Origin of the sequence: Streptomyces sp. NPDC091376 (assembly GCF_044757085.1) — a bacterium.
Lineage (GTDB): Bacteria > Actinomycetota > Actinomycetes > Streptomycetales > Streptomycetaceae > Streptomyces > Streptomyces pratisoli.
On the sequence record NZ_JBIVUF010000001.1, the window covers coordinates 573,758 to 591,793 of the forward strand.

At 72.4% G+C, this 18,036-nt stretch carries 15 protein-coding genes; 6 read left to right on the forward strand and 9 right to left on the reverse strand.

Annotated features, from left to right (window positions below):
* Positions 1-229: 229 nt before the first annotated feature.
* The 5 genes from ACIQMR_RS02540 to ACIQMR_RS02560 all read right to left on the reverse strand — a co-directional run bounded on the left by ACIQMR_RS02540 (position 230) and on the right by ACIQMR_RS02560 (position 6,081).
* The gene (locus ACIQMR_RS02540; RefSeq protein ID WP_401381952.1) at positions 230-838 is read right to left on the reverse strand and encodes a TetR/AcrR family transcriptional regulator; all 609 of its coding nucleotides are present in this window, start codon (positions 836-838) and stop codon (positions 230-232) included.
* A 28-nt stretch (positions 839-866) separates the two neighbouring features.
* Complete coding sequence (locus ACIQMR_RS02545; protein ID WP_401381954.1) at positions 867-2,954, reverse strand: YhgE/Pip family protein; 2,088 nt, start codon at positions 2,952-2,954, stop codon at positions 867-869.
* Positions 2,926-4,032, reverse strand: a complete 1,107-nt coding sequence (locus ACIQMR_RS02550) for an ATP-binding cassette domain-containing protein (RefSeq protein ID WP_401381956.1) — start codon at positions 4,030-4,032, stop codon at positions 2,926-2,928. The genes ACIQMR_RS02545 and ACIQMR_RS02550 overlap by 29 nt, the downstream gene beginning before the upstream one ends.
* Positions 4,033-4,218: 186 nt before the next feature.
* The gene (locus ACIQMR_RS02555; RefSeq protein ID WP_401382671.1) at positions 4,219-5,166 is read right to left on the reverse strand and encodes an MASE1 domain-containing protein; all 948 of its coding nucleotides are present in this window, start codon (positions 5,164-5,166) and stop codon (positions 4,219-4,221) included.
* 78 nt (positions 5,167-5,244) lie between these two features.
* Positions 5,245-6,081 carry a PP2C family protein-serine/threonine phosphatase gene (locus ACIQMR_RS02560; RefSeq protein ID WP_401381958.1) on the reverse strand — a complete coding sequence of 279 codons (837 nt, stop codon included), beginning with the start codon at positions 6,079-6,081 and terminating at the stop codon, positions 5,245-5,247.
* Between the two features lie 175 nt (positions 6,082-6,256).
* On the opposite strand from ACIQMR_RS02560, the gene ACIQMR_RS02565 reads away from it, so the two are divergent.
* The 3 genes from ACIQMR_RS02565 (at position 6,257) to ACIQMR_RS02575 (ending at position 8,349) form a co-directional block, all read left to right on the forward strand.
* On the forward strand, positions 6,257-6,796 hold the full coding sequence (locus ACIQMR_RS02565; protein WP_266374839.1) for an SAV_6107 family HEPN domain-containing protein: 540 nt from the start codon (positions 6,257-6,259) through the stop codon (positions 6,794-6,796).
* 93 nt (positions 6,797-6,889) lie between these two features.
* Positions 6,890-7,678 carry a methyltransferase gene (locus ACIQMR_RS02570; RefSeq protein ID WP_401381961.1) on the forward strand — a complete coding sequence of 263 codons (789 nt, stop codon included), beginning with the start codon at positions 6,890-6,892 and terminating at the stop codon, positions 7,676-7,678.
* 281 nt (positions 7,679-7,959) lie between these two features.
* The gene (locus ACIQMR_RS02575) at positions 7,960-8,349 is read left to right on the forward strand and encodes a DUF3040 domain-containing protein (protein ID WP_266374841.1); all 390 of its coding nucleotides are present in this window, start codon (positions 7,960-7,962) and stop codon (positions 8,347-8,349) included.
* 245 nt (positions 8,350-8,594) lie between these two features.
* Here the strand turns inward: ACIQMR_RS02575 and ACIQMR_RS02580 are convergent, their stop codons facing one another.
* The 4 genes from ACIQMR_RS02580 to ACIQMR_RS02595 form a co-directional block, all read right to left on the reverse strand.
* A complete protein-coding gene (locus ACIQMR_RS02580; RefSeq protein ID WP_401381963.1) occupies positions 8,595-11,012 on the reverse strand; it encodes a transglutaminaseTgpA domain-containing protein in 2,418 nt (805 codons plus the stop codon).
* Positions 11,009-12,358 carry a DUF58 domain-containing protein gene (locus tag ACIQMR_RS02585; protein WP_401381966.1) on the reverse strand — a complete coding sequence of 450 codons (1,350 nt, stop codon included), beginning with the start codon at positions 12,356-12,358 and terminating at the stop codon, positions 11,009-11,011. Before ACIQMR_RS02585 ends, ACIQMR_RS02580 begins: the two co-directional genes overlap by 4 nt.
* A complete protein-coding gene (locus ACIQMR_RS02590; protein WP_401381968.1) occupies positions 12,358-13,410 on the reverse strand; it encodes an AAA family ATPase in 1,053 nt (350 codons plus the stop codon). The genes ACIQMR_RS02585 and ACIQMR_RS02590 overlap by 1 nt, the downstream gene beginning before the upstream one ends.
* Positions 13,411-13,675: 265 nt before the next feature.
* Positions 13,676-14,218, reverse strand: a complete 543-nt coding sequence (locus ACIQMR_RS02595) for a beta-class carbonic anhydrase (RefSeq protein ID WP_401381971.1) — start codon at positions 14,216-14,218, stop codon at positions 13,676-13,678.
* 308 nt (positions 14,219-14,526) lie between these two features.
* On the opposite strand from ACIQMR_RS02595, the gene rsmH reads away from it, so the two are divergent.
* From rsmH to ACIQMR_RS02610, 3 genes are read left to right on the forward strand one after another with little or no spacing between them, the layout of a single operon-like run.
* Entirely contained in the window at positions 14,527-15,504 is a 978-nt protein-coding gene (gene rsmH, locus ACIQMR_RS02600) for a 16S rRNA (cytosine(1402)-N(4))-methyltransferase RsmH (RefSeq protein WP_401381973.1), read from the forward strand.
* 60 nt (positions 15,505-15,564) lie between these two features.
* Entirely contained in the window at positions 15,565-16,080 is a 516-nt protein-coding gene (locus tag ACIQMR_RS02605; RefSeq protein ID WP_401381975.1) for a septum formation initiator family protein, read from the forward strand.
* 4 nt (positions 16,081-16,084) lie between these two features.
* Positions 16,085-18,034 (forward strand): peptidoglycan D,D-transpeptidase FtsI family protein, encoded by a 1,950-nt coding sequence (locus ACIQMR_RS02610; RefSeq protein ID WP_401381977.1) that lies wholly within the window; start codon positions 16,085-16,087, stop codon positions 18,032-18,034.
* Positions 18,035-18,036: the final 2 nt, after the last annotated feature.

The following is an 18,036-nucleotide window of genomic DNA, read 5'->3' on the forward strand; positions in this document are numbered from 1 at the left end:
GAGTGGAGGCCACGGGAGGGCGCGGCGCCGGCACCGCCGGCACGGGGCGGCGGAACGGCGTGGCGCACCGACCGAACGGGGGTTGCCCGGACCCGGGGGAACAGCGGTACAGGGCAACGGGGGAACGGGGAACGGGGGATACGCCGGTCCGGCAAAGCTCGGGGGGATCGAGCTTCGCCGGACCGGCACTCTTCGTGTGCGGGCCGGGAGGACGGGACTCCGGGCGACGTCAGGAGCCGCTGACGCGTCCGTGCAGCAGCCGCGACAGCGCGGCGTGGACATCGTCGATCGACCGCTCCCGCTGGAAGGCCTGCCAGTCGAGCGCCGCCACCAGCACCATGCCGACGAGCGCGGCAGCGGTGAGCGGAACGTCGATCTCCGCGCTCAGCTCACCCCGCTCGACGCCCTCCCGCAGGACGGTCTCGACCACGGCCACCGCCTGCTGACGGACCACCATCAGCGTGGACTGCCAGGCGCGGTTGGTGCGCCACAGCTCGGCGACGTACAGCTGGGTGAAAGCCGGATAGCGGTCGATGAAGAGCAGACCGGCCCTGATCATCCCGTCCAGCGCCTCGACCTTGGTGCCGCCGCGCGCCTCCGTCTCGTCGGCGGCCTCCTGAAGCGAGGCGGTGAGCAGGCCCACGCCGTACCGCAGCAGCTCCTCGAAGAGTTCGGTCTTGCTCTTGAAGTTGTAGTAGACCGTGCCCTTGGCCACCCCGGCGCGCTCGGCGATCTCGTCGACCGTCGTCGCGGAGAAGCCCTGCTCGGCTATGAGGGTCACGGCGGCCTCGTAGAGCTTGGCGCGGGTCGCCTGTCTCCGGGTGCTGCTGCTGTTCATGGCGTCGATTCTCACAGGTTCGGCCGCCTCACAGACTCAGCTCGGGATGGAGACGGTCGAACGTCCACACCTGTTTGCGCCGCGCCGATACGGCGGTGAGCGCGAGCGCCCCGGCGGTGAAGGCGGCCAGCACGGCCGTGGCCTGCCAGACCGGACCGATGCCGCCGCCCGTGATCAGCCGGCGCAGTGCCTCGACCACGTAGGTCATCGGCAGGAAGGGGTGGATGGCGTTGAAGAACGCCGGGCTCGTCTGGACGGGATAGGTGCCGCCCGCCGAGGTCAGCTGGAGCATCAGCACCGCCAGGACGAGGATCCGGCCCGCCGCTCCGAAGCGGGCGTTCAGCCACTGGATGATCGCGGCGAAGCAGCACACCGTCAGCGCGAGGAAGGCCGTCGTCCCGGCTGCGCGGGCCATCTGCAGCCCGAGGCCCCAGTGGAGGACCGCCAGCAGGGCCCCGACCTGGAGCAGCCCGATCGCGGCCACCGGCAGCCAGCCCGCGAGGGCGATCCGCCAGGCGGAGGCGCCCGCGGCGAGGGCACGCCGGTTGAGCGGCTGGATCAGCATGTAGGCGACCATCGCGCCCACCCAGAGGGAGAGCGGGATGAAGTACGGGGCGAAGCCGGTGCCGTAGTTGTCCGCCTTGTGCATCGACTGGGAGGCGAGCTGCACCGGGTCGGCCATGACGTCCGTACGGCGGTCGCGGTCCTTCTTGTCGTAGTCGGGGATCTTGCCGACGCCCTCGTTGAGGCCCCCGGCCAGTTCGCCGGAGCCGTCGACGAGCTTGAACATGCCGCCGTCGAGTTCGCCCGCGCCCTTCTCGAGCTTGCCGACGCCGGTGTCGAGATCGCTGGAACCGGTCTTGGCGCCGGCGAGACCCGTGTGCAGCTGCGCGGCTCCATCGGCGACCTTGTGGGCACCGGAGTTCAGTTCGTTGATCCTGGCGAGGGCGTAGTCGACGTCCTCGTGCAGGCGCGGTGCGCGCTTGGCGAGGTCGTCGGCGCCCTTCTGGAGCTTCGCGAGTTCGGCGTCCAGCTTCTTCAGATCGCCGTTGCCGTCCTTGGCCAGCTCGTCCAGATCGTCGGCGATCGTCGCGACGTCCGCGGCCGTGTCGGCCGCGCGCTTCAGGTCCGGGCACAGGGTGATGTCGGGCAGGGGACTGTCGACGCAGCGCTTCTGGTACTGCGCCGCGAGCTTGTCGGCGGCCGTGTGCGCGCCGGAACGCAGGCCGGGGCCGTGCTCGACGATCAGGTCCAGGTTGCGCCTGGTCGCCTTGGACAGGTCCGAGACCAGCCGGGCCGAGTCGCCGATCTTCTTGCCGTTGTCCTTGAGGTACGGACGTGCCCCGGCGGCCGCTCCGTTGATCCTGTCGGCGAGCTTCTGGGTCCCGTCCGCGACCCGCCGGGAGCCGGTCTCCAGCTCGCCCGCGCCCTTGTTGAGCTTCTTCAGGCCGCCCGCGAGCCTGCCGCTGCCCTGCTTGGCGTCCTTCAGCCCGTCGGAGAGGTCCTTCGAGCCCTTCTTGGCCTTGCCGACGCCGTCCTTGAGCTCGTCGGCGCCCTTCGCCGCCTTCTCGGTCGCGTCATGGATGTCGGAGAAGGAGATGAAGATCTTGTCGAGGAAGGAGCGGGACGACTTGGTGGAGGCCGCCGTGCGCACCTCGGAGAAGACCGTCCGCGAGATCTGCCCGACGATGTAGTTGTTCGCGTCGTTCGTCCGTACCTCCAGCGCGCCGGTCTCCGGGGCGTCGCCGGAGGAGGAGGCGATGCGCTTGCTGAAGTCGGCGGGCATGGTGAGGGACAGGTAGTACGTGCCCTCCTCGACGCCCTCGCGGGCCTCGGCGGCGCTCACCTCGTGCCAGTCGAAGACCTCGCTGTCGAGCAGGTTCCGGGTGATCTCGTCGCCTGCCGCGATCTTCTTGCCGTCGGCGGTGGCGCCTTTGTCGTCGTTGACCAGGGCGACGGGGATCCGGTCGAGCCTGCTGTACGGGTCCCAGAAGGACCACAGGTACAGGGCGCCGTAGAGCAGCGGAAGCAACAGGATCGCGACGAGCGCGGCACGCGGCAGCTTGCCCCTCCCGAACCGCTTCAGCTCAAGCGCGGCCAGTCTCGGCGAACGCATCGGCCGCCCCCTCCTCGGTGTCGTCGGTGTGGTGCTGGGCGCCGTCCGCGCCGGCCTCCGGCCGGCCCGGGCCGGCGTCGGCCGCGCTCTTGGCGGGCTCGGTCTCTGCCGGGGTGTCCGTCGCGTCGTCGGGCCGGTCGGGCCCGGGTGTGCTGTCGGCGGGCCGGTCGGCGTCGGCCGCGCTCTTGGCGGGCTCGGTGTCCGCCGGGGTGTCCGTGGCGTCGTCGGGCCGGTCGGGCCCGGGTGTGCTGTCGGCGGGCCGGTCGGCGTCGGGCGCGCTCTTGGCGGGCTCGCTGTCCGCGGGGGTGTCCGTGGCGTCGGCGGGCTCGGGCTCCGCCCGCTCGGGATCCGGGACGGGCCCCGGCTGAGCCTCCCCGGCGGCCGTCGTGACCGTACGGATCAGCACCGCGTCCTGCGGCGCCTCGCTGCACACGGCCAGTACCGTCGTGCCCCGAGCGGCGACGTCGCGCAGCAGTTCCCAGGCCAGCGCACGGTCCGTGTCGGAGAGCTTGAGGTCGGTGTCGTCCACGGCCAGCAGCCGGGGCCGGCCGATCAGGGCGAGGGCGACGGACAGGCGGAGGGCCTCAAGGCGTTCCAGATCCCGTACTGCCGTGCGCCCCGCCTTCGGCAGGGCGTCCACGTCGAGCCCCGCCGTGTCCAGTGCCTCGGCGATCCGGCTCCGGGCCGACTCGGCCCGTTCGCCGCGCGGCCGCAGCAGCGCGCGAAGCGAGCCGTCGAACCGCCGTTGCAGCAGCGCACGCTCACGCAGATGCTCGGTGACCGTCAGCGCCGGATCGAGATCGCTGACCCCGGGGACAGGGCCGAGCGCGCTGATACGGCGCACGGCGGCCATCTTGCGCGGCAGTGGCAGCCCGCCGACCTCCGCCCGGCCCACCGAGGGCTTCATCCGCCCGGTGAGCGCGAGCAGCAGACACGTCCGGCCCGAGCCGGACGGGCCCTCGATCGCGATGAGCGAGCCGGGGCCGGCCTGGACGTCCACCCCCTGGAACGCCCAGCCCCGCGGGCCCTTGAGCCCGAACCCCTCGGCACGTACGGCCGCCCCGTGCGGGCTGTCCACGCCGCCTCCCCTTTTGAACTGACTGGTCAGTGCAAAAGCTACTCCGAACCCGTGAAGGACGCAAAACCGGGGTCAGCGGCCGGGGTTGGCTGTGCCGGGAAAGCCGACGGCCGGGGTGGGCAGCGACAAGGAGTGGTTCGGAGGCCGGGGAGGCCGAGGGAGGCCGGAGACCGGGGAGGCCGGCGGTCAGCGGTCGCGCGGCTCGATGCCCGCCACCATCTCCGCCAGCCGCGCGCAGACGCGCCTGATCTCCTCATGCGTCTGGTTCCGCTCGGTGATGACGGCCGCGAGCAGCAGCGCGGTCAGCGCGGTCGTGCCGTTGAACGCCTGCAACGTGACCATGTTGGAGAACAGGTCCCGGCCCGCGAAGGGCCCCGCCTCCCGGGTCGCGGCGTAGATCGTCAGCGTCGACACCCCGAGCGCGCACGGCGCCGCCCCCGCCAGCTGGAACCGGAACGCCGCCCAGATCAGGAACGGGAACACCAGGAACAGCAGCGACGAACTGCCCGTGGCGGTCGCCAGGAGCGTGGCGAGGAGCGTGCACACCGCGAGCGCCACCGCCTCCGCCCAGCGGCCCGGCCGCACGCCACGGGGCCACCGGACCCTGCGCAGCACGAGCAGGAACGGGGTGACCACGAGCACCCCCATCGCGTCGCCCGTCCACCACACCGACCACGCCGGCCAGAAGCCGCCGGGAGCCAGCGCGCCGGCGAGCAGCAGCACCCCGGTGCCCACGGTCGCGCTGATCAGCATGCCGGCCAGTGCGCCGAGGAAGATCAGTGCCAGCCCGTCCCGGAGCCGGTCCAGCTCCTCCCGGAACCCGGCACGCCGCAGCAGCAGGTACGCACAGACCGGCGCCGCCGTGTTCCCGGCGGCGATGGCGAGCACCGGGAACACCGACGGACCGATGGACACGTTCACCAGGAAGGCGCCCAGGGCGATGCCCGGCCAGACCTTCAGGCCGAAGAACAGCAGACCGGCCAGGGCCACCCCCGTCGGCGGCCACAGGGGAGTGACCTGACCGCGCACCAGCTGCTGGAGCAGTCCGAACTCGGCGGAGCCGTAGTAGACGGCGGCCACGGCGAGGATTCGCAGCGCCACCGAGCCGTAACGCCGGATCTCCTCATCGCGCACCACAGCAGTCTCCGTCGTCGGCGGGAGCAGGGCGACTCGGGCGGTTCGGTCGGGCGGCGGGGTCGCGCACGGCGGACCTCACGACGGGGCCCCGTGCGCGGGCCCGTCGTAGCGGGCGACGAGGACCGCGGCGTCGTCGCGGTGACCGGTCAGATCGGCCACCTTGATCACGGCCGAGGCCAGCAGGTCGGGATCGGCGTCGAAACCCGCCCGCACCAGCTTGGCCACCTCGGCGAGGCCCGCCTCCATCGGGTAGGTGGGCCCCTCCACGACCCCGTCGGTGAGCAGGACCAGCACCCCTGCCTCCGTCAGCCGCCGGTGCGTCACCGGATACTGTTCGCCGGACACGATGCCCAGCGGAGGGCCACCGCGGTCCAATGCGACCCCGTAGCCACCGCCGGCGGTCGCCCAGATCATCGGGACATGACCGGCACGGGACACGTGGAGATCGCGTGTCACGGGGTCGAAGCGTATGAAGCAGCAGGTGGCGAACAAGCCGCAGCCCATCGAGATGAGCAGGTTGTTGGCGCGGCCCAGCACCTCCCTGGGATCGCTCGTGGCCTCGGCGAGGGCCCGGAGGCTGGTGCGGACCTGCCCCATGAACGCGACGGCCTCCACGTCATGGCCCTGCACGTCACCGATCGAGAGCCCGAGAGACCCGTCCGACATCACGAACGCGTCGTACCAGTCGCCACCCACGTCCAGCCCGTCCCTGGAGGGCGAGTACCGGGCCGCGACGCGCAGACCCGGCAGCTCCGGCAGCTCGGGCGGGAGCATGTGACGCTGCAGGGCCGTGGCCAGCTCGGCCCTGGCCCGCTGGATCCTGATCCGCTCCAGGGCCTGGTCGACGAGACGCCCGAGGGTGACGAGAAGGGTCTGGGCACTGTCGGGCGGGTCACCGTGCTGTCCGCGCATGACCCCTCCGAGGGGGTTCCACGTACTGCGCCGTGCTCCTCGATTCACCTTAGCCCCGCACCGCAGTCACCACCTCACCTCGAGAAATGCCCAGGTCAGGGCGGATTGTCAGTGGTGGCACCCAGGATGGACACAGACGGCCGGAATGCCGTCACCCGACGACAGGAGGTTCGTCATGGCCAGCTCGTACGCCGCTGCAGCACGCCGGCTCCGCGCAGGCGGCCCTGCCCCCTCACTGACCGGTCCCGCGAGCGATGTCCACCCCGTGCTGCGGCGGTCCTCCGCGCCGCCCGCCGCACTCGATCTGCTCGGCCAGGCGCGGGCGGGCCTCGAAGAGGCCGCCACCCTGGAAACGCCCAACGAGCGGTATGCCACCGCCCATCTCGCCGCGCTGCGCACCGCGGCGGCCGTACTCGCCGCCCGAGGCCGGCCCGAGACCAGCCCGCGCCGCCGGGCACGCATACGGTCCGCCTGGGAGGTGCTCCCCGAGATCGCCCCGGAGCTCACCGAGTGGAGCGCGCTCTTCGCCTCCGGCGCCGTGCGCAGGGCACGCGCCGAGGCGGGTATCCAGGGGGCTGCCGGCAGCCGTGACGCCGACGATCTGATCCGCGACGCGGCCATGTTCCTGCGCCTGGTGGAGCGGCTGCTGGTGCTCCAGCCGGTCCTGCCGCAGCCCAGGCCCGAGCAGCCGGGGACGGGGGATGCCGTGGGATGACGGGGACGCCGGGCGGAGGCAATAGGGTGGAGCGAGCCTGCACCGTTCACGCCCCGTCAGCAGGGGCGGCACCGCGCCGAGGAGTCAACTGCCGTGTCGGACCAGAAGCCCCCCGTACGGCTTCGCCGTGGGGAGACCCCTTCCCGCGCCTCCCTCCGGACCGCCGTGGTCCAGGACGTCCTCAAGGACGCGCTCGACCGGCGGGTCAAGGCGACCGGGCGGGACTCGCTGGACGTCCTCGACACCGGCGGCGGCTCCGGTCACTTCGCGGTGCCCGCCGCCAGCCTCGGCCACCGCGTCACCGTGGTCGACCCCAGCCCCAACGCGCTGTTCGCGCTGGAGCGCCGGGCCGCCGAGGCCGGGGTCGCCGACCGGGTGCGCGGAGTCCAGGGGGATGTGCACGGCCTGTTCGAGGTCGTGGAGCGTGGCGGCTTCGACGCCGTGCTGGTCCATGGCGTGCTCGAGTACGTCGAGGACCCCGCCGAGGGCGTGCGCAACGCGGTGGAGGCACTGCGTCCGGGAGGGGCTCTCAGCCTGCTCGCCGCCGGGCTCGGCGGCGCCGTGCTCGCCAGGGCCCTGGCCGGGCACTTCACCGAGGCCCGGCAGGCGCTCGGCGACCCGGCAGGCCGCTGGGGCGAGGGCGACCCGGTGCCGCACCGCTTCACCGCCGAGCAGCTCACCGAACTGGCCGCCGGCGCGGGTCTGGAGATCCGCTCCGTGCACGGCGTCAGGGTCTTCGCCGACCTCGTTCCGGGCGTCCTCGTGGACACCGAGCCGGGCGCTCTGGACGCCCTGCTGCAGCTGGAGGAGGCCGCCGCCGAGCTGCCCGCGTTCCATGCGATCGCGACACAGCTCCACGTACTGGGCGAGAAGCACGGCTGAGCCACCGGCCTCGTACCGCCGCCGCACCGCTGATCAGCGACGCAGCGGCAGACGGAGTACGTCACAGGACGCCCGCTCGGGGCGTCCGCCCCGTATGATCGGGGGACACCATCCGGCATGACGGACAGGCGGTTGGGGAATCTACGCCTCAGCAGTCGATCCGGCATGGCGGCCCCGAAGGGCAATCGGGCAGCGGGCGGGTTTCACGGGGGCGATTCCCTGCCTATCCTGAAAGGGCCGCATACCGGTCGCCCCCAGCGACCGACGACTAGGAGGACTCCGTGCCGCTCTCGGAGCACGAGCAGCGAATGCTCGAGCAGATGGAGCGAGCGCTGTACGCCGAAGATCCCAAGTTCGCGACAGCGCTTGAGGGAAGCGGGCTGCGTACGTACACCCGGCGACGGGTCTACCAGGCGGTCGCCGGCTTCCTGGTGGGTATCGCGCTCCTCATGGCCGGAATGGTCGCCCAGCAGATCTGGATCAGCGTGGTGGGTTTTCTCGTCATGCTCGGCTGTGCGGTCCTGGCGGTCACCGGCTGGCGCAAGGCGCCCAAGCCGGGTGAGCAAAGCCCTGGGGCTCAGGCCACGAGCCGACAGCCCAAGCAGCGCCGGTCAATGATGAACCGGATCGAGCAGCGGTGGCAGCGTCGCCGCGACGAGCAGGGCCACTGAGCCCTTTGTGACCTTCGCCGACCAAGCACTCTCATACGGGTGAGGGGTGACCGCAGACGCGGTCACCCCTCACCCGTATCGCGTGACCCCACCCGAACCGAGGCCTCACCCGTATCGCGTGACCTCACCCGTATCGGGGTCTCACCCATATCGCGTGACCTCACGTTCAGGCACCCGGGCCGACCCCGAAACGGGCCGGCCGGGCAGGACCGTGTCCCGCCCGGCCCCTACGGCCGTACCGCCCCTCAGCCGCGCTGCTGCGACCGCCTGCGCAACTGCGCGAGCCAGCGGTCCGTGATCCGGCGACGGGCGGCGGTCCCACGGTCCGTCAGCGTGCTCCATTGCTCCGAGGACGCCCACACGACGCGCACGGCCGAGCGCGGCAGGAACAGCGCCCGCAGCCGGGCACCGCGGCCCGCCCGGGCGGACAGGCCCGCCCGGATCCGTCCGGCGTCCTCGGCCAGACCGGTCCCGGGCAGCGGACGCGGCGCGTACAGGACCTGCTCCACCGCGTGGGCCACCCGGTGGACCGAGTCCGCGGGCTCGCCCTCCAGGCGGCCGAGCCGCACGATGCGGGCGGCCGCCCTGCGCGGCGACAGCGACTCGTCCGGCAGGATGCCGTGGTCCCACGCCGTGTCGCCGATCTCCAGCCAGGTCGTCAGCGTCCGGGCGGCGGCCTCCTCGGGCGTACGCCCGTCGGAACCCAGCCGGACGGCTCTCACCCGCAGCCGCCACAGCATCGGCAGCAGCGGTACGAGCAGCACACCGGCGCCCACCGCGATCCACAGCAGGACGCTGCGCAGTGACGGCCCTGAGCCGCCGGCCATCGACACGTCCTTCGGCGCCTGTGCTCCGCACTCGCCGAGCCGCTGCTCCTGCGGTGAGCAGTCGGCAGACCGCGACGGGGCGACCGGCACGGCCACGGACGCGCTCGCCTCCGGCTCGGCGGGGCTGGACGGACCGCCCGACGGAGTGCTCGCACGGGTGTAGTCGGGCGCGCTGCCCCGCGTCGGTGTCGGCTCGAACCTGGTCCACCCCACACCCTCGAAGTACAACTCCGGCCAGGCGTGGGCGTCCTGGTTGCTGACCGACATCGCTCCGCCCGCCGCGGGCGAACCGGGCGTGAAGCCCACGGCGACCCGCGCCGGTATCCCCAGCGTCCGCGCCATCGCGGCCATGGAGAACGAGAAGTGGATGCAGAACCCTTCCTTGTTCTTGAGGAAGCGGGAGATCGCCTGGGCGCCGCCGCCCGACTCCACCTGGGTGTCGTAGGTGAAACCGCCGTTCACGGCGAACCAGTCCTGGAGTTTCACCGCCCGCTCGTAGTCGTTCGTCGCGCCCTTCGTCACCTGGAGCGCGGTGGCCGGCACATCGGCCGGCAGGGCATCGGGCACCTTCGTGTACTCCTCGAGCACCGACGCGGGCGCCTTTGGTGCTCCGGCGAGCTGCTCCGCGGTGGGCTTCACCTGCAGGCTCGTGACCGAGTACTGCAGCCCGCCCGTCGTCTGCCCGCGGTCGCCGACGATGGTCCGCCGGGCCGGGTCGAAGCGCCAGTTCCCGTCCACGGCCACGTTCGTCGCCGGGTACGGCATCGGCAGCCAGCCCTGCTTGTAGGCACCGGCGGCGGAGATGTTCGTCCTGATCTCCGTCGTGCCGACACCGCTGCCCAGGCCCTCCGGCTGGGGGAGCCGCTCCGGGATGTCCGTGACCTTGCGCACCGAGAACTTCCACGCCCCGCCGTCGAACTGGTCCAGCGCCATGATCCGCAGATACATGTCGCCGGTGGCGTCCGCGTTGGTCTTGTACTTCAGCCACTCGCGGCTCTCGGGCTGGTTGAGGCTGTCCTGCAGCGTCACCACCGGGTTGACCGCGTTGATCGTGCCGCCGCCCGTGCCCGTACCCGAACCGCCGCCGTCCTCTCCCAGCAGCCCGCTGCCCAGCGCCGGGAACGCGGCGTGGGCGGCCAGGGCGACGCCGAGAGCGGCCGCACCGATCCGCCGGCCGGTGCGCAGCGGCGCACGGGCGGCTCCGCCCCCCGGCTCGAAGCCGGCCGCCCCGCGCGGGGGCGCGCCGCCGAAGACCCGGCCCCACTGGGACAGCCGGTCCCGGCCCTCGGCCAGCAGAAGCAGCAGATAGCCCGAGGCCGCCGGCAGGAACCACCACCAGCCGGACCCGCCGCCGGACAGCCCGGCGGCCACCGAGTACAGCGCGAGCAGCGGCAGACCCGCGGGAGCGGCGCTGCGGTACGTCACCGCGAGGGCGTCCACCGACAGGCCGATCAGCAGCACTCCGCCGATCAGCATCAGCTTGATGCCGTCGGTCGCCGGCGCCGGGATCGCGTACCGGCCGACGTCCTGGGAGCCCGTGGACAGCAGCTCGCCGAACCGGGCGAAGGCCTCGGGCCCCGGCAGCAGTCCGATCACCGCCTGCTCCCGGGCGAAGACCAGCGTGAGCATCAGCAGGGCCAGCACCGCCTGCGCCGCCACCGTCAGCGGCCGCGCCAGGGGCACCCGGCGCGCCAGGGCACCGGCCCCGGCGACCAGCGCCAGCAGGACCGCGGCCTGCAGCAGCCACACCCACGGATCGACCAGCGGGATCATGGCGCCCGCCGCCATCAGCGTGGCGGCATAGCCGCACAGGGCGAGCCTTCCGCGACCGCTCATGACCATCCCCCGGAAGCAACCGTCGTACCGGCGACGGACCCGGTCCGTTCGCGTGCTGCCTGCTGCCACAGCTCGGGCAGCGCGGCCCCGGGCCGGACGGGCACCGCCGTCCATCCGGCCTCGCGCAGCCGGCGCAGCCGCCCCTCGACCACGTCGTCCACCGCTCCGCCCGTCACCCACACACCGCTGTCCAGGACGAACGCGACGGCGCCGCCGCTGCGCTGCCGCATCCGGGCCGCCACCACCGTCTGCTCCTCGTCCATGTCGCCGAAGAAGGCGACCAGCAGCCCTTCGTTACCGCCGCGCAGCACGTCGTAGGCGCGCGCCAGGCCCGCGCCGTCCGAGTGGTCCACGACCGCGAGGGCGTCCAGCATCAGCCCGGCCGACTCCGCGGACTCCTGGGTGGCTCCGGCGAAACCGTCCCCGCCGTCGCCCGGCACCGAGGTCCCGGTGTCCGTCAGCAGGCGCGCCGAGAAACCCCGCTCCAGCATGTGCACCAGCACGGAGGCCGCGCCCGACACCGCCCACTCGAAGGCCGAGTCGGGGCCCGCGCCCTGGTAGGCGGCACGGCGGGTGTCCAGCAGGACCGTGCATCGCGCCCGCTGCGGCTGCTCCTCGCGGCGCACCATCAGCTCGCCGTAGCGCGCGGTGGAACGCCAGTGGACCCGGCGCAGATCGTCCCCGTGCCGGTAGGTCCGGGGAATGATGTCGTCGTCACCGGCCAGGGCCAGCGAGCGCTGCCGTCCGTCGCCGTACCCCATGGCCTCGCCGGACAGCCGCACCGGCGGCAGCGGCTCGGTCCGCGGGATGACGGTCAGCGTGTCGTACGCGCTGAAGGAGCGGGTCAGTTCGCACATGCCGAACGGGTCGCTGAGCCGCAGCTGCAGCGGGCCGAGCGGATACCGCCCGCGCAGATCCGAGCGGACCCGGTACGACACCTCCCGGCGGCCGCCCGGCTCCACCCGGTCCAGCACGAAGCGGGGCCGCGGCCCCAGCACGTACGGCACGTGGTCCTGGAGCATCAGCAGACCCGTGGGCATCCGCGAGACGTTGTCCATCCGCAGATGCACCCGGGCCTCGGACCCGGCCGGTGCCCGGGACGGGAACAGCCGGCGGCTGCCCGCCACCCGGTAGCGCGTGCGGTACAGCACGGCCACACAGATCAGCGGCAGCACGGCGAGCAGCAGCCCGACCCGGAGCAGATCGCTCTGCCCCAGCACCACGGCGCACACCGCCGCGGCCACACCGGCAGCCAGGAAGGAGCGGCCGCGCGTGGTCAGGCCGCCGAGAGCCGCCCGCAGACCGCCCTTGTCCTCACCGCCGGCGGCAGGGCTCCCGGCCGCCATCAGAGCCGCCGGGCGCCGGGCCGCTGCTGGCCGTAGGCCGGGCTGCCGGGCACCTGGCGGGGCGCCGTGCCGTATCCGCTGTCGTTGCCCGAGGTGGGTACGGGCGTGCGCTGGACGATCTCCAGCACGACCTGCTCGGCGGTACGGCGGTTCAGCTGGGCCTGGGCCGTGGGCAGCAGCCGGTGCGCGAGCACCGGCCCCGCGAGCGACTGCACATCGTCCGGCAGCGCGTAGTCCCGGCCGGACAGCGCGGCCGAGGCCTTCGCGGCCCGCAGCAGATGCAGAGTGGCGCGCGGCGAGGCACCCAGCCTGAGGTCCGCGTGGTTGCGCGTGGCGGAGACCAGCTCCACCGCGTACCGCCGCACGGACTCGGCGACATGGACCGTGCGCACCGCGTCGATCAGCTTCACGATGTCATGGGCGTGCGCCGCGGGCTGCAGGTCGTCGAGCGGCGACACCGAGCCGTGCACGTCGAGCATCTGCAGCTCGGCCTCCGGCGTCGGATAACCCATCGACACCCGGGCCATGAAGCGGTCGCGCTGCGCCTCGGGCAGCGGATACGTGCCCTCCATCTCCACCGGGTTCTGCGTGGCCACCACCATGAAGGGGCTGGGCAGTTCGTACGTCTGCCCGTCGATGGTGACCTGCCGCTCCTCCATGGACTCCAGCAGCGCGGACTGCGTCTTCGGCGACGCGCGGTTGATCTCGTCGCCGATCACGATCTGCGCGAAGATCGCGCCCGGCTTGAACTCGAAGTCCCTCCGCTGCTGGTCGTAGATCGACACGCCCGTGATGTCCGAGGGCAGCAGGTCGGGCGTGAACTGGATACGCCGGACCGAGCAGTCGATGGATCGCGCCAGCGCCTTGGCCAGCATCGTCTTGCCGACGCCCGGAACATCTTCGATGAGCAGATGTCCCTCGGCGAGCAGCACGGTCAGCGAGAGCCGTACGACCTCAGGCTTGCCCTCGATCACACCCTCCACCGACCTGCGGACACGCTCCGCTGTGGTGGTCAGATCTGTGAGGCTCGCTCGATCGTCATAGGTCGTCACCCGGCCCTCCTCGGCCCGTTCCATGGACCGGTGCGCTGCTTACGGCACGGCCCACTCCGAAACATGGACACCGTCCGCGGTCGGTTCCGCGGAGGTGTCACACCCGCATTCTTGTTGGCGTTACCGCTTCGTGTCACTCGCCTGTGGATAAGTGGGTGCCATATGTCGGAAGTTGCCGTGTTTGGCTGCTCACGGAGAGCTGTGATCCGCCCCACGCCGCCCCGCACCGCCCTCACGCGACCCCGTGCCGCGTCGTGCGACCGGTTCAGACGGCCGGGTCGATCTCCCGCAGAAGGCCCGTGGTGACGTCGAAGACGAAGCCGCGGACGTCTTCGGTGTGCAGCAGGAACGGCGAGGTTCGCACGCGCTGCATCGACTGCCGCACGTCCTGGTCGACATCGCGGAACGCCTCGACCGCCCAGGCCGGCCGCTGCCCCACCTCGTCCTCGATCTCGTGCCGGAAGTCCTCGGTCAGGCTCTCCAGGCCGCAGCCGGTGTGGTGGATGAGGATGACGCTGCGGGTGCCGAGCGCGCGCTGGCTGATGGTCAGGGAGCGGATCACGTCGTCGGTGACCACCCCGCCCGCGTTGCGGATGGTGTGGCAGTCGCCGAGTTCCAGGCCCAGCGCCGCGTGCAGGTCGAGCCGGGCGTCCATGCAGGCCACCACGGCGACCTGGAGCACCGGCCGGGCGTCCATCCCGGGGTCGGTGAACTTCGACGCGTAGCGCTGGTTCGCTTCGATGAGCCGCTCGGTGACGGTTCCGTTGGAGGCGGCGGGTTCGGCGGGGAGGTGCGCGGAGGTCGACATGCCTACGACGGTAATGGTCACCAGCCCGCCGAGCCCGCTGTGAGAGCGGACAAAGAACGTCAACGAGGCTTGTTGTGAGCTAACCCACAGGCGGGAACGGGCGGGGTCCGTTCGGGTGAGTCGTTCGGTCCGCGGAACCCGCGACGGCCGCCGGTGCGACGCGCCAGCCGGTTGATTGACCGGCACGACCAGTGGACTAAAGTGACGCGCAGTTCACGGACACATCCTGCACATTTCGCGATCTCCCGCGCGTGCGGCAAACGAACGTCCGGCCCGGCCACCGCCCGCGCCGGACCTGAGAGGGCGCATTGAGCCAGCGACACGTCCCGGTGATGCTCCAGCGGTGCCTGGACCTGCTGGCGCCCGCCCTGGAGCAGCCCGGGACCGGCCCCGCCGAAGGCCGGGGACCCGTGGTCGTCGACTGCACCCTCGGCCTCGGTGGACACAGCGAGGCGCTGCTCACCAGGTTCCCCGGGGTACGGCTCGTCGCGCTCGACCGGGACAAGGAGGCGCTGCGGCTGTCCGGCGAGCGGCTCGCTCCCTTCGGTGACCGCGCCACCCTCGTGCACGCCGTCTACGACGAGCTGCCCGACGTTCTCGACCGGCTCGGCATCCCCGCCGTTCAGGGCGTCCTCTTCGACCTCGGTGTCTCCTCCATGCAGCTCGACGAGGCCGACCGCGGTTTCGCCTACGCCCAGGACGCGCCGCTCGACATGCGCATGGACCAGACGACGGGGGTCAGCGCCGCCGAGGTCCTCAACACCTACCCGCCCGGTGAGCTGGTGCGGATCCTGCGCGCCTACGGCGAGGAAAAGCAGGCCAAGCGGATCGTGGCGGCGGTCGTACGGGAGCGGGACAAGGAGCCCTTCTCCAACAGCGCCCGGCTCGTCGAACTGATCCGTGACGCGCTCCCGCAGGCGGCGAAGCGCACCGGCGGAAACCCCGCCAAGCGCACCTTCCAGGCCCTGCGCATCGAGGTCAACGGTGAGCTGACGGTCCTGGAACGCGCCGTCCCGGCGGCGGTCAAGGCCCTCGCCGTCGGTGGCCGGATCGCGGTCCTGTCGTACCACTCGCTGGAGGACCGGCTGGTCAAGCAGGTCTTCGCGGAAGGCGCCGCGAACACGGCACCGCCCGGACTGCCCGTCGTCCCCGAGCGTTACCAGCCGCGGCTGAAACTCCTGACCCGCGGCGCCGAACTCCCCACGGAGGAAGAGGTCGCCGAGAACCGCCGGGCCGCGCCCGCGCGACTGCGCGGCGCCGAGCGGATCCGGGAGGACGTGCGGTGACGACGGCCGCGGCGAGGGAGAGCGATCGGTGACAGCAGCCGCGGAGAGGGAGGGCGAGCGGTGAGGAAGGCCGCCGGACAGCTCAGGGGACGCGCCGCGCGGCTCGCACGGTTCATGCCGTCCGGACCGAGCACCGCAGCCCGTACCCCCTTCGTCCTGCTCGTCGTCGTGCTGCTCGGCGGCGGACTGATCACCCTGCTGCTGCTCAACACCTCCCTCAACGAGGGTTCCTTCAAGCTGAGCGAGCTCAGGAAGAAGACCACCGAACTCACCGACCAGGAGCAGGCGCTCCAGCGGGACGTGGACGGCCGTTCCGCTCCCGACGCGCTGGAGCGGCGGGCCCGGGAGCTCGGCATGGTGCCCGGTGGCGGCCCCGCCTTCCTCGGGCCGGACGGCACGGTCCGCGGCGTGCCGAAGAGGGCGACCGCCGACCCGTCCGCCGTTCGGCGTCCCGCGCCGCCGCCCGCGTCCGGCGCCCCCGCGCCGCCGCCCGCGTCGGGCGCCCCCGCGCCGCCGCCCGCGCAGCCGCCCGTGTCCGGTGCGCCGACGCCGCCCCCCACGACCCCCGGCAGGTGACGCAGTGCCACCCCAGGAACCACCGCGGCGCCGTGTGCCGGGCCCCGCACGTCCCGGCAGGCCCGCGGGCCGGGGCCGTCCCGCCGCGCGCCGCCCCCGCCGGACCGGGGCGCCCGGCCGGATCCGGCTCGGCAACCCCCGGCCCCGGCTGCGGCTCGTCAGCCTCGCCCTCACCCTCGTCATGCTGGCGTTCGTGGTCCGGCTGCTGCAGGTGCAGGCCGTCGACGCCGGTACGTACGCGGCCAAGGCGGAGAAGAACCGCTACCTGAGCCACAAGCTGGCGGCCGAGCGCGGCAGGATCACCGACCGTTCCGGGATCGCCCTGGCGACCAGCGTGGACGCGTACGACATCACCGCCGACCCGAAGATGTTCACGCCCGAGGAGAGCAAGGCCCCGGACGCGCCCGAGCAGGCCGCCGCGCTGCTCGCGCCGATCGTCGGCGAGGACGCCGCCGAGCTGGCGAACAAGCTCAAGGCCCCCAAGTCCCGCTACACCGTCCTGGCCCGCCGCCAGATGCCGCAGGTCTGGAAGCAGATCCAGGACCTCAAGAGCGTCTTCGCCGAGAAGGCCGCGGCGGACCGGGCCGCGGGCGGGGCCGGCGCCAACGTCCTCGCGGGCGTCTTCCAGGAGACCAGCAGCAAACGCGTCTACCCCAACGGCGATCTCGCCGCCGGGATACTGGGTTACGTCAACGCCGAAGGCCGCGGCGCCGGCGGCCTGGAGTCCATGCTCGACACGGAGCTGGCGGGCGAGGACGGCAGCATCACCTACGCCCAGTCCGGCGGCCGCCGGGTGCCCACCGCCGGAACCCGCGAGACGCCCGCCGTCCCCGGCTCCGACATCGAGCTCACCATCGACCGCGACCTCCAGTGGGCCGCCCAGCGGGCGATCAGCCAACAGGTGGCGAAGTCCAAGGCGGACCGCGGCTACGTGGTCGTGCAGAACACCAGGACCGGCGAGGTGCTGGCCATGGCCAACGCCCCGGGCTTCAACCCCAACGACATCTCCCGGGCCAACGCCGCCGCCATGGGCAACGCCGCCCTCCAGGACGTGTACGAACCGGGGTCCACCAGCAAGGTCATGTCCATGGCCGCGGTCCTGGAGGAACAGGCGGCCACGCCCGCCACCCATGTCACCGTCCCCAACCGGCTCCACCGCGGCGACCGGCTCTTCAAGGACGACATCGACCACCCCACCTGGTACCTGACGCTCAACGGCGTCCTCGCCAAGTCGAGCAACATCGGCACCATCCTGGCGACCGGACAGCTCGGCAAGACCCAGGCGCAGGCCAACCGGGTCCTCTACTCGTACCTGCGCAAGTTCGGCATCGGCAGCCCGACCGGGCTCGGCTACCCCGGTGAGACCGCCGGCATCCTCGCCAAGCCCCAGGACTGGTCGACCTCGCAGCAGTACACGATCCCGTTCGGCCAGGGCCTGTCGATCAACGCCATGCAGGCGGCCTCGGTCTACTCGACCATCGCCAACGGCGGCGTACGCGTCGAACCCACCCTGGTCCGCGGCACCAAGGGCCCCGACGGCCGCTTCGCCCCGGCACCCGCCCCCGAGACGACCCGCGTGGTCAGCGAGAAGACCGCCAAGACCCTCGCCACCATGCTCGAATCGGTCGTCGGCGACGAGGAGGGCACCGGCACCAAGGCCCGGATCCCCGGCTACCGCGTCGCCGGCAAGACCGGCACGGCGAACAGGGTCGACCCGGAACTCGGCCGCTACCGGGGCTACACCGCCTCCTTCGCGGGCTTCGCGCCCGCCGACAAGCCGCAGATCACCGTCTACTGCGCCATCCAGAACCCCACCAAGGGCAGCTACTTCGGCGGCCAGATCTGCGGACCCATCTACAAGAAGGTCATGGAGTTCGCGCTCAAGACCCTGCAGGTCGCGCCGACGGGCAACGCCCCCGCCCGGCTGCCGGTCACCTTCGAACCCGGCGCGTGACC